This is a genomic window from Sphingomonas sp. P2_B6, assembly GCF_056404755.1.
The window spans coordinates 42,443-55,683 of sequence record NZ_JBFUDK010000006.1 but is presented as its reverse complement, the minus strand read 5'-3'; the positions used below and the strand labels follow the sequence as shown (position 1 = coordinate 55,683).

The following is a 13,241-nucleotide window of genomic DNA, read 5'->3' as shown; positions in this document are numbered from 1 at the left end:
CGATTCACACGACCGGGTAACGGAGGCGGCCGATGAAGCGCGACAGGCTCGGCCGGTGCTCGGTGCGCGCCAGGAAACCGGCCTTGGCCTTTTCGAAGCGCATGATGCCCTCGATCCGCCGACCGAGAAAGGCGCGGGTATCGGCCCAGCCGTCGCTGTCGTCGTCGAGGAACACGGTCAGCGTCGCGGCGTAGACGCCGGCCAGGATGGTGCGCTTGGTATAGTGATTATAGTCGGTCGCGGTATCGCCCGCCGCGCGCCACATCAGGTCGGCCGCGCGCCAGCCCAGCGCCGCGCCGCGCACGAGATTCTGCGGCATGGCGAGGATCGCCAGCGCCCGGCGCAATGCTTCGCGATTGGGCGCGGCCTCGGCGAGGCGCGCCTCGACCAGCGCGGTGATCTTCGCGCGGATCTTCATCGTGGCGAGGCGCTCGGGCGGCAGCGGGGCCGCCATCGCCGCGTCGATATCGGCGAACCAGGCGTCGATCATGTCGACCGCGCCGCCGGGAAAGGCGATCTTGGCGACGTCGCGGTCGACGCCGGCCGACTCCGCGGCGGCGTCGCGCGCGGCGCCGTTCCAGCCGTCGAACGCGGCATTGGCCGCGATCAGCGGCGCCAGCGCCGCGCGAATCTCGTCGAGCGTCGGGTCCTCGGGCAGGGCAGCCATCATGCGTCTCCTCGCTCTCTATCTAGACCCGGCTTCTGCCGGCGCAAGCGCCGCCGGCCTGTCGCGCACCAGCACCAGCGCGACCGCGACCAGCACCGCCCCGAACAGGTCGGGCAGGCCGAGCCGCTCCTGATAGACGACCCAGCCGACCGTGGCAGCGACGGCGGGCTGCACCAGCAGCGCGATGCCGACGATCAGCGGCGACATCCTGCCCAGCGCATAGATCAGCAGCCCCTGCCCCAGCACCTGGCTGACCAGCGCCATCGCGATCAGCGGCGCCCAGTGATGCGGCCAGATGCGCTCGCCCATCGCCAGCGCGATGGCCAGCAGCGGCAGGATGCTGGCGCCCGTCGCCAGGCCCAGGGCCGGCAATGACGCCATGCCGTCGCGGATACGCAGCATGAAGACCAGATAGACGGTGTAGAGCAGGCCGGCGAACAGGCAGAGCAGGTCGCCGACCAGATTCCTCGGATCGAGCTGATAGGATCGTCCCATCAGCAGCGCCGCGCCGATCGTCGCAAGGGCGAGCGCGATCCCCTGCATCCGGGTCGGCAGCGCGCGTGCCGCGAGAAAGCCATAGACCGGGAAGAACAGCGTCGCGGAATTGCCGAACAGGGTCGCATTGGCCAGGGTCGTCTTGAGGATGCCGATATGCCAGGCGCCGAGATCGGCGGCGAAGCAGATTCCGGCCAGCACGAACAACAGGCCCAGCCCCCTGCCGATGCGGTGCGGCCGCCAGCCGCCCGCGACGGCGGCGGCGAGCAGGATCGGCGTCGCCAGCGTGATGCGCCAGAAGGCCGAGGCGACCGGCCCGGTATCCGCCATGCGCACGAACCAGGAGCCGAAGGCGAGCATGATATTCGCAGCAATCAGCGCGGCAAACGCCAGCCGCGGAGAGCCCGGACTTTGTGCTGCGACAGTTTTTCTTGGAGAGGCGGGCTGGTGCATGCGGCCCCTTAGCGTTCTATGTCTGGCGCGTCAGGTAGCAAAAGGAAACTCAGTTTCATGCCCAGCCTCTTCGATTCGATTCAGCTCGGCGCAATCCACGCGCCCAACCGCGTGCTGATGGCCCCGCTCACTCGCGGCCGCTCGACCCGCGAGCATGTGCCGCAGCCGCTGATGGGCGAATACTACGCCCAGCGCGCCGGTGCGGGGCTGATCATTTCCGAAGCGACCGGCATTTCGCGCCAGGGCCTTGGCTGGCCCTTCGCGCCGGGCCTGTGGACCGACGAGCAGACCGAAGCCTGGAAGCCGGTCGTCGCCCAGGTCCATGCCGCGGGCGGGCGGATCGTCGCCCAACTCTGGCACATGGGCCGCATCGTCCATTCGAGCCTGATCGGCGCGCAGCCGGTCTCCGCTTCGGCGACGACCGGGCCGGGCCAGGCGCATACCTATGATGGCAAGCAGGATTATGAGGAGGCGCGGCCGCTCCGGCTCGACGAATTCCCCGGCCTGCTCGACGATTACGAGCGCGCAACGCGCAACGCGCTGGTGGCGGGCTTCGACGGCGTGCAGATCCACGCCGCGAACGGCTATCTGATCGACCAGTTCCTGCGCGACAATTCCAACTTCCGCGACGATCATTATGGCGGCCATCCCGAAAATCGCGTGCGCCTGCTGCGCGAAGTGACCGAGCGTGTCGCAAGCGTCGCCGGGGCCGACCGCACGGGCGTGCGCCTCTCGCCCAACGGCAATTCGCAGGGCGCGAAGGACAGCAATCCGGAGGCCGTGTTCGTGCCCGCCGCGAAGATGCTGTCCGAGATCGGCATCGCCTTTCTCGAACTGCGCGAGCCCGGCCCCGACGGCACGTTCGGCCGGTCGGACCAGCCCAAGCTCTCGCCCGAGATTCGCCAGGCCTTTTCCGGTCCGCTGGTGCTCAACTCGGATTATCTCGGCGACGATGCCCAGGCAGCGCTCGATTCGGGCCTGGCGGATGCGATCAGCTTCGGCCGCACCTTCCTCGCCAATCCCGACCTGCCGGTCCGCCTGCAACAGGGTGCGCCGCTCAATCCGGACAATATGGCGACCTGGTACAGCCAGGGGCCGGAGGGCTATACCGACTATCCGGCGCTCGAGGACGTCGCGGCGGAGTAAAATTTCCCTCCGTTCGTGCTGAGCTTGTAGAAGCACTGCTCTTCGTTCCGACGGTGGAGAGAAGAGCAGCCCTTCGACAGGCTCAGGGCGAACGGTGGTGGGTGGTCACCCCAGCGGCACGAACCGCACCGGCAGCCCATCCTTCGGCCGCGGAATCGGCCAGGCCTGCCACTCGGCGCCCGCCCCCTCGTCCAGCTCGATCCGGTAGCGGCTCAATAGCTGCGCCATCAGGATGCGGATCTGCATCGTCGCGAAATGCAGGCCGATGCACATATGCGCGCCGCCGCCGAACGGCACCCAGGCATATTTGTGCCGGCCCTTGCTGACCTCCGGCGAGAAGCGCATCGGATCGAATGTCTGCGGGTCGGGCCAATGCTCGGCCATCTTGTGGGTGAAGGCAGGGCTGATGCCGACCATCGTCCCGGCCGGGATATGATAGCCGCCAAAGTCGAAGGCCTTCACCGCGCGCCGCGGGATCGACGGAACCGGCGGCACCAGCCGCAGCGCTTCCTTGAAGGCATAGTCCGTCAGCACCAGCCGGTCGAGCTGGCCGTACGGCAGCCCTTCCGCGTCGTTGAGCCCCAGCCCGGCAATCTCCTCGCGCAGGCGGTCCTGCCATTCGGGGTGGCGGCCGAGCAGCATGACCAGGCTCGTCGCTGACGAGGTGATCGTGTCGTGCGCCGCCATCATCAGGAAGTTCATATGGTCGGCGATCGCGTCGTCCGACAGCGGCTGGCCCGCCTCGTCGGTCGCGCGGCAGAATTGCGAGAAGAAATCATGGCCCTCCCCGCTGCGCCTGTTGGGGATCTCGCGCCGGAACAGCTCGACCAGATAGGCGCGCGCCTTCACACCCCTGCTCATGATCGTGCCGGGCAGCGGCACGCGGATCGGCGCGACCGATGCCTGGACCTCGTCGACGAACGCCTGGTTGATCCGGTCGGCTTCCGGCCCGAGCGGCATGCCGAGAAAACTGTCGGCGGCGAGGTCGAGCGTCAGTGCCTTGATCGCGTCGTAGAATCGCAGCGGCCGGTTCGCCCAGCCGGTAACGGTGCGCGTGATGCCGGCGTTCAGCGCCTCGGCATAATGGCGCATCGGCTCGGGCTTGAACGCGACCGACATCACCTTGCGGTCGGCGCGGTGTTTCTCGAAATCCATCAGCATCAGCCCGCGCGGGAAGAGCAGGTTGAGCATCGGGCCCCAGCCCTGTTCGGACGAGAACACCTTGTCGCGGTCGAACAGCACCAGTTCGTTGGCGTCGGCGCCCATCAGCGTGACGGAAGGGCCGCCAAAGGCATGGTTGCGATAGACGGTGCCGTACTGCGCCACCATGCGATGGCCGAATCCCACCGGATCGCGCAGCAGCTTCAGCGTGTTGCCGATGAAGGGCAGCCCATTCTCGCCCGGAATCGCGGCGATGGCCTCCGGTTTCTGCCGCGGCAGCCAGTGCGGGTTCGCCTTGAAGGTGTGCGCCAGCGCCATCGGAGATTCTCCTTACTTACACTCGTATAAGTAAGGCCTGGACCGGGTCAGTCAATCGGCAGCTTCTGCAACCTGTCGACCCAGCGCGTGCCGATCGCCGGGATATTCTTGCCGATCACCACAAGCAGGATGACGGGGATGAACAGCGTTTCGAAGCCGATGACCGCGGCGAGCAGGACGAACGCGGCGACCGCCATCAGCAGGACCAGCACCGTGCCACCCACCCGCTCGACGCCGGAACGCCCCAGGCTGAATTCACGCTTGGCCCTGGTGTCGAACCAGGCGGCGCTGGTGAAGATCGGGCGGCCTTCCGCGTCCTCCGCCCCGACACAGGCGAGCAGGGCGAGCCGGCGAAGCAGGGTGCCGCCGTCCTCGCCCGCGCGCACGATCGGGTTGGCCGAATCGCCTGCCTTGGGCGGCAACAGGTCGCGCCCCGAGGCCGACGGGAGAATCGGCGACGGCGAAGGCGTCTTGTCGCGCGCCCAATTGTCGATGACGATCAGCCGCCGGTCCCGCTCCACGATGCGATAGCGTGGGGGCGGAACCTGGCTCATCGGCGGATCAGCCGAACCGGTCCTTCAGCGCCAGCATCGCCAGCGCCGCCTTGGCCGCTTCGCCGCCCTTGTCCTTCTCGGTGCGCCGCGCCCGGGCCAGCGCCTGGGCTTCGTTCTCGACGGTCAAGATGCCGTTGCCGATCGCCACGCCGTCCATCGACAGCGCCATCAGGCCGCGCGCGCTTTCGCCGGCGACGATCTCGAAATGATAGGTCTCGCCGCGGATCACCACGCCCAGCGCGACGAACGCGTCATAATCGTCGGTCTCGGACGCGAGTGCGATCGCACCCGGAATCTCCAGCGCGCCCGGGACGGTGATCGTCTCGTGGCGATGCCCGGCTTCCTCGATCGCGGCACGCGCGCCCTCGAGCAGCAGGTCGTTGAGATGGTCGTAGAAGCGTGCTTCCACGATCAGGATTTTCGCCATCATTCGCCTCCGGTGCCGGGGATTGCCCGTTCGCCGACGATCGACAGGCCGTACCCGTCAAGCCCGACCAGGGTGTGGTGGGTATTGGTCAGCAGCACCATGTCCTGCACGCCCAGTTCGGCGAGGATCTGCGCGCCGACGCCGTAATCGCGCAGCTCGGCGGCCTCCGGCGTGCCGATCGTCTTGCCCTCGGCGCGCAGCCTGATCACGCGGGTGAGCGAATCCTTCATCGGCCGGTTGATCACGACGATGACGCCGGCACCTTCCTCGGCGATGGTCTCCATCGACTGCGCGAGCAGGCCGGAGCGCTCGGATTCCTCGCCGAACGCATCGGCGAACATCGACAGGCTGTGCATGCGCACCAGGGTCGGCTTGTCCGGGTCGATCTTGCCCTTGACCAGCGCGATCTGCTCGTCGCCGGTCGCCTTGTTGAAGAAGGTCATCGCCTTCCAGTCGCCGCCCCATTTGCTGTGGAACACCATCTCGGCGCGCTTCTCGACGAGATGGTCGTGGCGGCGGCGATAGGCGATCAGGTCGCGGATCGTGCCGATCTTGAGATTGTGGAGCTGCGCGAAGGAAACGAGATCGTCGAGGCGCGACATCGTCCCGTCCTCGTTCATGATCTCGCAGATCACGCCCGAGGGGTTGAGGCCGGCCAGCCGCGACACGTCGACCGCGGCCTCGGTATGGCCGGCGCGGACCAGCACGCCGCCCTCGCGCGCGACCAGCGGGAAGACATGGCCGGGCGTCACGATCTCCTCGCGGCTCTTCGACGAATCGATCGCCACCGCGACGGTGCGGGCGCGGTCGGCGGCGGAAATGCCGGTGGTCACGCCGTCGCGTGCCTCGATCGAGACGGTGAAGGCGGTCTCGTGGCGCGTGCCGTTGTGGCGGCTCATCAGGTCGAGCCCGAGCTCGTCGACGCGCTTCTTGGACAAGGCCAGGCAGATCAGGCCGCGGCCATGCCGCGCCATGAAGTTGATCTTCTCCGGCGTCGCCATCTGGGCGGGGATGACCAGGTCGCCCTCATTCTCGCGATCCTCGTCATCGACCAGGATGAACATCCGGCCGTTGCGCGCTTCGTCGATGATTTCCTCAGGGCTGGAGAGGAAGCCGTGGCGCAGGCGGGCCAGCTCAGGCTTTTGCACGATAATGCTCCATGCGTTGCAGGTAGCGGGCGAGCACGTCGATCTCGATATTGATCGGATCGCCGGCCGCGAGGCTGCCGAAAGTGGTGACGGCCGCGGTATGCGGGATGATGTTGACGCCGAAGGTCACGCCGGCGGGCGAATCCTCCACGTCGTTGACGGTCAGCGAGACGCCGTCGAGCGTGACCGATCCCTTGGGCGCAATGAACGGGGCGATCTCGGCGCCGGCCGTGATCCGCACGCGGTGCGATCCGCCTTCCTCGACGATGGAGGCGACTTCGCCGATGCCGTCGACATGGCCGGTGACGATATGGCCGCCCAGTTCCTCGCCCAGCTTCAGCGCGCGCTCCAGGTTGAGCTTGCGCCCCTCGGTCCATTGCCCCTGCGCCGTGCGGCTGATGGTTTCGCCCGACACGTCCACCGCGAACCAGTTCGGGCCGCCACCCGCGGATTTGTCGATCACCGTCAGGCACACGCCCGAGCAGGAGATCGAGGCACCGAGATCGATCGTCGCGGTGTCATAGCTGGTGCCGATCACGACGCGCGTGTCGGCCAGCGCCTCGACGCGCTCCACGGTGCCGATATCGGTGACGATTCCAGTGAACATCAAACCTGTCCTTTGGCGCGCTCGTAGACCTCGACTCGGTCGCTGCCAAGCCGCCGCGCGTCGTGCAGCGTCCAGCGGCCATGCGCCGCGGCGAGATCGGCCAGGCCGATATCGGGCAAGGTGCGGCCCGCCCCGATCAGGATCGGCGCGCGGTACAATAACAGCCGGTCGACCAGGTCGGCGGAAAGGAACGCCGCCGCCGTCGCCACGCCGCCCTCGACCAGCAGATGGTCGATGCCCTTCAACTGGTGAATATCGGCGGGATCGTGCAGCACTTCCCAGCCGTCGGGCGCATTGCCATGCGACAGCAGCAGCAGCCGCCGCGGGCTCCGCCCCTCCAGCCCCGCCAGGCGGACATCGAGCGTCGGCGCATCCGCCGTCAGGGTCGCGTGCCCGACCAGGATCGCTTCGTGCCGGGCCCGCTCGACATGGGCATGCGCTCGCGCCTCCGCGCCGGTGATCCATTTGCTGGTGCCGTCGCCCATCGCCACCGCGCCGTCGAGCGACAAAGCGAGCTTCAGCGTCACCTGCGGCCGGCCCAGCGCCTGGCGGATGAGGAATCCGGCCATCGCGCGGCGCGCATCGCCGTCGCGAAGATCGGTCGTGACCTCGATCCCCGCGCCGCGCAGCCGCTCGATGCCGTCGCCGTCGGTGCGGGGGTCGGGATCGCCGAGCGCGATGATCACACGCGCCACCCCGGCCGCGATCAGCAGGTCCGAACAGGCCGGGCCGCGCGGCGATTGATGCGCGCAGGGTTCCAGCGTGACGTAGCAGGTCGCGCCGCGCGCTCTGTCGCCGGCTTCGGCCAGCGCCATCGCCTCGGCATGCGGACGCCCCCCCGGCTGAGTCCAGCCGCGCCCGACGACGCGCCCGTCCCGCACGATCAGACAGCCGACATTGGGGTTGGGCGCGGTCAGCCCCTTGCCGCGCTCGCTCAGCGCGAGCGCCGCCCCCATCCAGCGCGCGTCGGCAATCGTCAGAATCCGTACTTCTTCAGCTTGTCGTCGAGGCGCTTATAGGCAGCCTGGGTCTCGGCCTGCTGCTTCTTCATCTCGTCGGCTTCGGCCTTTTCCTTCGGGCCGTCGATCTTCTGCTGCGCGATGATCTGCTCGTCGCTGCGGTTGGCGGGCCATTGCTCCGCATAGACGATGTTCGGGCGATATTCCTTCTGGACCTCGGAATTGTTCGCGATGGCGAACATGATGGTCCAGGTCACGATGATGGCCAGGACCAGGAAGACCAGCTCATAGGTCTTGCGTGACGCCAGATACTGGCGAAGGTCGCGATAGGCGCGCAGGGGCGAGATGGTGCGCAGGAAACTCATCGCGACAAGATAGGCGCAGGGCCGGCGGGATGCCAGCCCTGCAAGGTCTCCCGATCGTGCCGGACGTCCAAGGTTATGCCCGACGCGATCGGAAGGGGGTCATTCGTCGTTCATGACGAAGCTGACGGCCATGGTACGCCAGGCCTCGACCGCGACGCCGTCGCGCGTGCCCGGGGTCAGGCGCCATTTCTCGAGCGCGCGACGCCGCGTCGCCTCGAAGAAGGAGTCGCTCGCGGCGCTGACCTTCTCGACCTGCTTCACCCGGCCGTCGGTGCCGACCAGCACGCGGACCACCACCCGGCCCTCGCGGCCGAGGCGTCGCTCGTCGCTGGGATAGTCGGGCTGATAGTTGAAGCGCGGGTTGATCCCGGGCCCGACGACCACCGGCGGCTTGGGCGGGACAGTGAGTATCTCGCCGGCGGTGCCGCTGGTCGTGCCTTCGGTAAGGTCGGATCTCAGCGGGGATGAGTCGACAGTGAACACCGGCGGAGCGTCTATTTTCACGATGGTATCCGTCGGGGTGATCCGCGTAAGTGGATCGGCCTTCACCACCTCGGGCGTTTTCGGCGGCGGCGGGTTGAGCGGCGGCTCCGGCGGCAAAGCGATATTCACCACGTCGATGCCTCCGTCCTGGATTTTCTTCACGAAATCCGGCGCCGAAAAGATCATCCCGGTCATGATCCCGCCGACCAGCAGCGCCGAGAGGCCAAGGCTGGCCGGGTCCAGTTTCTTCTGTTTGGTATAACGGTCTGCGTACATCGCCTGCCTCCATCGTCTCCTTGGTGGGCGGTCGAGTCTGTCGCTCGATCTCGACGGCGATGATACAACATTACTATCTAGATACAAGATATCATTTCACGCCGGTGGCCAACACCATGTCGCCTTCCCCGGCGAAGGCCGGGGCCCAGTCGGGGGACGATCATGGCGAGGCGCTGCGCGCCGTTACAACAACCTGTCCGACTGGACCCCGGTCTTCGCAAGGGGAAGCAGGAAGGGACCTGCCAAAGCGTCGCGGCGAACTCAGCCCGTCAGCCGCTCGACCGCCCGCTCGCGCCCGATCAGCGGCAGCAACGCCTTCATGTCCGGCCCATGATCGAGCCCGGTCAGCGCGCGCCGCAACGGCAGGAACAGCGCCTTGCCGCTCCGACCGCTCGACTGTTTCAGCGCCCCGGTCAGCGCATGCCAGGGGTCGGCGGCCCAGTCGATCGAGCCCGCCACCCGCGCCGCCTCGGCCAGGAAATCCGCGTCCGCCGGGTCGGCCACTGACTCGACCGGCCCCTCGATCACGCACCACCAGCCCGCTGCCTCGGCAATCACGGTCAGATTGGGCCGCACTGCTTCCCACTCGATCCGCCCCATGCCGGCGGGCAGCCGCCCGACGACCGAGTCGAAATCGAGCTGATGCACGATCCGCGTATTGACCGCGCTCAACTCCGCTTCGTCGAACCGCGCCGGCGCGCGCCCGAAGCGCCCGAAATCGAACGTCTCGATCAGCCTGGCCGTCTCGACCAGCGGCTCGACCGGATCGCTCGTGCCGATCCGCGCGAGCAGCGCGCGCACCGCTTCGGGCTCGATCCCGGCGTCGCGGAACTGGTCGACCCCGACCGATCCGAGTCGCTTGGACAATTTGCCCTCGCTCCCGACCAGCAATGCCTCATGCGCAAAGGCAGGCGGCGCGCTGCCCATCGCGGCGAACATCTGCAGCTGCAACGCGGTATTGGAGACATGATCCTCGCCGCGCACGACATGAGTCACGCCCATCTCGGCATCGTCGATCGCCGAGGGCAGCATATAGAGCCAGGACCCATCGGCGCGGCGGATCACCGGGTCGCTCATCGTCGCCGGATCGAACCGCTGGTGCCCGCGGATCAGGTCGTCCCATTCGATCGCGGCGCCATGGTCGAGCTTGAAGCGCCAGTGCGGCGCGATTCCCTCGGCCTCGAACGCCGCGTGCTGGGCGTCGCTCAGCGCCAGCGCGGCGCGGTCATAGACCGGCGGCAGACCGCGTCCCGCCGCGATCTTGCGCTTCAGGTCCAGCTCCTGCGCCGTTTCATAGGCGGGATAGACATGGCCGGCCTCGCGCAGCGCCGCGAACCGCGCCTCGTACAGCGAAAAGCGCGCCGACTGCCGCTCCTCCCCGACCGGATCCAGCCCGAGCCAGGCAAGATCGGCACGGATCGAGTCGACAAAATGCTCCTGGCTGCGCTCGGCATCGGTATCGTCGATGCGCAGCATGAAGCGCCCGCCCTGCTTTTGCGCCCATAGCCAGTTGTGGAGCGCGGTGCGGATATTGCCGACATGCAGCCGGCCGGTCGGGCTCGGCGCGAAACGGGTGAGAACGGTCATGGGTGCGGCTGTAGACGCCCCGCCGGGCGGCAACAACCGGCGACGCCCGGCGTCGATCGTGATATTAAAGGCGCAAAGGGGGAGGACGCGGTGCACCAGATCAACATCGCCGCCGCGGTCGCCGCCGGCATCGTCGGCTATTTCCCCGGCGCGCTCTGGTATTCGAAGGTCCTGTTCCTGCGCCGCTGGGCGCGCGAGATGGGCATCGACATCGACAACCCTCCCGCCGGCAAGGGGAACCATGGCCTGAAGATCGCGATCGGGGTCGCGACCTCGATCGTCGCCGCGATCGTCTTCGCGCTGATCGCCGGACCCGCGCCCGGCCTCTGCCACGCGCTGCCGCTCGGCCTGGCCTGTGGCGGCCTGATCGGCGCCGCTTTCGCGATTCAATATGTCTTCGAGGGCCGCAGCCTGGCCTTTTGGGCGATCAATGCCGGCTATCATGCCGTGCAATTCGCGCTGTTCGGGCTGGTCATCGGGCTATGGCCATGAGCGTCCGGGCGCGACTCGGCGCGCAACGGGCCTTTCCCCTCGGCGAAGTGCTGGCTAAGAGCGCCCGGCAACGGCCAGGTCCGCCGGTGAGGATATGCGTATGAAACTGATGACGGGCAATTCGAACCTGCCGCTGGCGCGGGCGATCTCGGACTATCTCGAAATTCCCCTCACCAATGCGAGCGTCCGCCGCTTCGCCGATGAGGAAGTGTTCGTCGAGATCCAGGAGAATGTCCGCGGCGAGGACGTGTTCGTGCTCCAGTCGACCGGCTATCCGGCCAACGACAATCTCATGGAGCTGCTGATCTGCATCGACGCGCTCCGCCGCGCCTCGGCCAAGCGCATCACTGCCGTGATCCCCTATTTCGGCTATGCCCGGCAGGACCGCAAACCCGGGCCGCGCACCCCGATCTCGGCCAAGCTGGTCGCCAATCTGATCACCGTCGCGGGGGCCGACCGCGTGCTCTCGGTCGATCTCCATGCCGGACAGATCCAGGGTTTCTTCGATATCCCGACCGACAATCTCTACGGCGCACCGGTCATGTCGGCCGACATCCTGACGCGTTTCGGCGACCGCAACCTGATGGTCGTGTCGCCTGACGTGGGCGGCGTGGTCCGCGCCCGCGCGCTGGCCAAGCGGCTCGACAACGCCCCGCTCGCGATCGTCGACAAGCGCCGCGAACGCGCCGGCGAATCCGAGGTGATGAACATCATCGGCGAAGTGGAGGGGCGTTTCTGCATCCTGATCGACGACATCGTCGATTCGGCCGGCACCTTGTGCAACGCCGCCGCCGCGCTGAAGGAAGCGGGTGCCGAGGGCGTGGTCGCCTATGTCACGCACGGGGTCCTGTCGGGCGGCGCGGTGGCGCGGGTCGAAGGGTCGTCCCTCGAGGAACTGGTCATCACTGATTCAATCGGCGGCCATGATGTGGTGATGAACGCGAAGCGCATCCGCCACTTGACCATCGCGCCGCTGCTGGCCGAGGCGATCAAGCGGATCGCGGACGAGACCTCGGTCTCGTCGCTCTTTGACTAGGTGAAGAAAGCGACGCCCGGTCGGGCGATGACGGGCGGAATCCGCGTCAAATAAAGCGCACAGTAATGCCGATAGGGGTCGCGTAATTCCGCGACTATTCGCGGATCGACTGCAAGTGGGTGCGATTCGACGCCCGGGAACTCGGCCGCCGCCCGCCATGACGTCGCACTGTAACGCTGTTGGACCGGTCGACAGCACGCAAGATCAGCCCCGATTCAGCCCCCGCGCAAGTGGGTCGCGAAATTCGACGGATATTGGGCGGTCTCCCAATAACGAGGCGCGGAAGAGGCTCGTGTGACTGTCGGATAGAGGCGCCGTTGCTTCAGGCGAGGCCGTCCCAGACGAGTTTTACGCCGACCAGCACCATCAGCAGATAGATCGCGGTGTAGAAGCGCGTCGGGGACACGCGTCGCACCAGCCACACGCCCGCCAGGGTCGAGGCGATCGCCACCGGCAGCAAGGTCGCCGCCGCCAGCAGATTCTCGCGGCTGAACTGGCCGAGCGCCCAATAGGCCGGCACCTTCAGCCAGTTGGTGACCGCGAAGAAGATCGCGGTGGTGCCGACCAGCACGTCGCGCTCGAGCCGTTTCGGCATCACCCAGATCTGGAAGGGCGGCTGTCCGGCATGGGCGATCTGGCTGGTGAAGCCCGAGGCAATGCCGAACAGGGTGCCGACCCAGCCGGGCGATCGTGCCGGTGCCGCGATCGCCCCGCGCCGGTCGACCCATAGCCGATAGGTCCCGAACAGGATCGAGATCGCGCCGACCACGCCCAGCACCGCGCTTTCCGACACCCGTGCCGCGAAGAACCAGCCGAGCGCAATGCCGATCAGCGATCCCGGCAGCATCCAGCCCAGCACATGCCCGTCCCATTGCTTGCGGAACGCCCACACGCCGACCACGTCCTGCACGATCAGGATCGGCAACAGGATCGCCGCCGCCCTGACCGGGGAGATCGCCAGCGCCAGGATCGGCAGCGACAAGGCGCCCATGCCGACGAACCCGCCCTTGGACAGACCGATCAGCGTCACCGCCGGCACCGCGAGCGCGTAGAAATACCAGTCGGGA

Annotated in this window: 15 protein-coding genes; 3 read left to right on the top strand and 12 right to left on the bottom strand. The window is 67.4% G+C overall.

Annotated elements, in window-relative coordinates; genetic code table 11:
- Window positions 1–4: 4 nt before the first annotated feature.
- Both AC1DX5_RS10395 and AC1DX5_RS10390 read right to left on the bottom strand, forming a co-directional pair.
- A complete protein-coding gene (locus AC1DX5_RS10395; RefSeq protein ID WP_478015512.1) occupies window positions 5–667 on the bottom strand; it encodes a COQ9 family protein in 663 nt (220 codons plus the stop codon).
- Window positions 668–685: 18 nt separating this feature from the next.
- Window positions 686–1,615, bottom strand: coding sequence for a DMT family transporter (locus AC1DX5_RS10390; protein ID WP_478015280.1), 930 nt, complete (start codon window positions 1,613–1,615; stop codon window positions 686–688).
- A gap of 57 nt (window positions 1,616–1,672) precedes the next feature.
- On the opposite strand from AC1DX5_RS10390, the gene AC1DX5_RS10385 reads away from it, so the two are divergent.
- On the top strand, window positions 1,673–2,761 hold the full coding sequence (locus AC1DX5_RS10385; RefSeq protein ID WP_478015278.1) for an alkene reductase: 1,089 nt from the start codon (window positions 1,673–1,675) through the stop codon (window positions 2,759–2,761).
- 105 nt (window positions 2,762–2,866) lie between these two features.
- Here AC1DX5_RS10385 and AC1DX5_RS10380 read toward each other — a convergent pair whose 3' ends face one another.
- The 9 genes from AC1DX5_RS10380 to gltX all read right to left on the bottom strand — a co-directional run bounded on the left by AC1DX5_RS10380 (window position 2,867) and on the right by gltX (window position 10,646).
- The gene (locus AC1DX5_RS10380; protein WP_478015276.1) at window positions 2,867–4,240 is read right to left on the bottom strand and encodes a cytochrome P450; all 1,374 of its coding nucleotides are present in this window, start codon (window positions 4,238–4,240) and stop codon (window positions 2,867–2,869) included.
- A gap of 47 nt (window positions 4,241–4,287) precedes the next feature.
- Window positions 4,288–4,794, bottom strand: a complete 507-nt coding sequence (locus AC1DX5_RS10375) for a hypothetical protein (protein WP_478015274.1) — start codon at window positions 4,792–4,794, stop codon at window positions 4,288–4,290.
- 7 nt (window positions 4,795–4,801) lie between these two features.
- Window positions 4,802–5,221, bottom strand: coding sequence for a 6,7-dimethyl-8-ribityllumazine synthase (gene ribH / locus AC1DX5_RS10370; RefSeq protein WP_465171159.1), 420 nt, complete (start codon window positions 5,219–5,221; stop codon window positions 4,802–4,804).
- Window positions 5,221–6,369: a 3,4-dihydroxy-2-butanone-4-phosphate synthase gene (ribB, locus tag AC1DX5_RS10365; protein WP_465175232.1), complete on the bottom strand. Its 1,149-nt coding sequence runs from the start codon at window positions 6,367–6,369 to the stop codon at window positions 5,221–5,223. Before ribB ends, ribH begins: the two co-directional genes overlap by 1 nt.
- Complete coding sequence (locus AC1DX5_RS10360) at window positions 6,356–6,976, bottom strand: riboflavin synthase (protein ID WP_478015272.1); 621 nt, start codon at window positions 6,974–6,976, stop codon at window positions 6,356–6,358. Before AC1DX5_RS10360 ends, ribB begins: the two co-directional genes overlap by 14 nt.
- Window positions 6,976–7,932 (bottom strand): bifunctional diaminohydroxyphosphoribosylaminopyrimidine deaminase/5-amino-6-(5-phosphoribosylamino)uracil reductase RibD, encoded by a 957-nt coding sequence (gene ribD, locus AC1DX5_RS10355; protein WP_465175230.1) that lies wholly within the window; start codon window positions 7,930–7,932, stop codon window positions 6,976–6,978. The genes AC1DX5_RS10360 and ribD overlap by 1 nt, the downstream gene beginning before the upstream one ends.
- Window positions 7,933–7,952: 20 nt before the next feature.
- On the bottom strand, window positions 7,953–8,300 hold the full coding sequence (locus AC1DX5_RS10350; RefSeq protein ID WP_478015271.1) for a hypothetical protein: 348 nt from the start codon (window positions 8,298–8,300) through the stop codon (window positions 7,953–7,955).
- Window positions 8,301–8,399: 99 nt separating this feature from the next.
- Window positions 8,400–9,059, bottom strand: coding sequence for a TonB family protein (locus AC1DX5_RS10345; protein ID WP_478015269.1), 660 nt, complete (start codon window positions 9,057–9,059; stop codon window positions 8,400–8,402).
- A gap of 261 nt (window positions 9,060–9,320) precedes the next feature.
- Window positions 9,321–10,646, bottom strand: coding sequence for a glutamate--tRNA ligase (gltX, locus tag AC1DX5_RS10340; RefSeq protein WP_478015267.1), 1,326 nt, complete (start codon window positions 10,644–10,646; stop codon window positions 9,321–9,323).
- Between the two features lie 90 nt (window positions 10,647–10,736).
- Here gltX and AC1DX5_RS10335 point away from each other — a divergent pair, with 90 nt between their 5' ends.
- Both AC1DX5_RS10335 and AC1DX5_RS10330 read left to right on the top strand, forming a co-directional pair.
- Window positions 10,737–11,138 (top strand): DUF1761 domain-containing protein, encoded by a 402-nt coding sequence (locus AC1DX5_RS10335; RefSeq protein WP_478015265.1) that lies wholly within the window; start codon window positions 10,737–10,739, stop codon window positions 11,136–11,138.
- Between the two features lie 100 nt (window positions 11,139–11,238).
- Window positions 11,239–12,174 carry a ribose-phosphate pyrophosphokinase gene (locus tag AC1DX5_RS10330; RefSeq protein WP_465171152.1) on the top strand — a complete coding sequence of 312 codons (936 nt, stop codon included), beginning with the start codon at window positions 11,239–11,241 and terminating at the stop codon, window positions 12,172–12,174.
- Window positions 12,175–12,496: 322 nt separating this feature from the next.
- Here the strand turns inward: AC1DX5_RS10330 and AC1DX5_RS10325 are convergent, their stop codons facing one another.
- Window positions 12,497–13,204, bottom strand: a complete 708-nt coding sequence (locus tag AC1DX5_RS10325) for a sulfite exporter TauE/SafE family protein (protein WP_478015264.1) — start codon at window positions 13,202–13,204, stop codon at window positions 12,497–12,499.
- Between the last annotated feature and the right edge of the window lie 37 nt (window positions 13,205–13,241).

Bases quoted from the DNA above. Each gene is read 5' to 3' on its own strand.
- AC1DX5_RS10360 (WP_478015272.1), bottom strand. From the start codon at position 6,976: ATGTTCACTGGAATCGTCACCGATATCGGCACCGTGGAGCGCGTCGAG.
- AC1DX5_RS10345 (WP_478015269.1), bottom strand. From the start codon at position 9,059: ATGTACGCAGACCGTTATACCAAACAGAAGAAACTGGACCCGGCCAGC.
- ribD (WP_465175230.1), bottom strand. From the start codon at position 7,932: ATGGGGGCGGCGCTCGCGCTGAGCGAGCGCGGCAAGGGGCTGACCGCG.
- AC1DX5_RS10395 (WP_478015512.1), bottom strand. From the start codon at position 667: ATGGCTGCCCTGCCCGAGGACCCGACGCTCGACGAGATTCGCGCGGCG.
- AC1DX5_RS10380 (WP_478015276.1), bottom strand. From the start codon at position 4,240: ATGGCGCTGGCGCACACCTTCAAGGCGAACCCGCACTGGCTGCCGCGG.
- gltX (WP_478015267.1), bottom strand. From the start codon at position 10,646: ATGACCGTTCTCACCCGTTTCGCGCCGAGCCCGACCGGCCGGCTGCAT.
- AC1DX5_RS10350 (WP_478015271.1), bottom strand. From the start codon at position 8,300: ATGAGTTTCCTGCGCACCATCTCGCCCCTGCGCGCCTATCGCGACCTT.
- AC1DX5_RS10375 (WP_478015274.1), bottom strand. From the start codon at position 4,794: ATGAGCCAGGTTCCGCCCCCACGCTATCGCATCGTGGAGCGGGACCGG.
- AC1DX5_RS10390 (WP_478015280.1), bottom strand. From the start codon at position 1,615: ATGCACCAGCCCGCCTCTCCAAGAAAAACTGTCGCAGCACAAAGTCCG.
- ribH (WP_465171159.1), bottom strand. From the start codon at position 5,221: ATGGCGAAAATCCTGATCGTGGAAGCACGCTTCTACGACCATCTCAAC.
- AC1DX5_RS10385 (WP_478015278.1), top strand. From the start codon at position 1,673: ATGCCCAGCCTCTTCGATTCGATTCAGCTCGGCGCAATCCACGCGCCC.
- AC1DX5_RS10330 (WP_465171152.1), top strand. From the start codon at position 11,239: ATGAAACTGATGACGGGCAATTCGAACCTGCCGCTGGCGCGGGCGATC.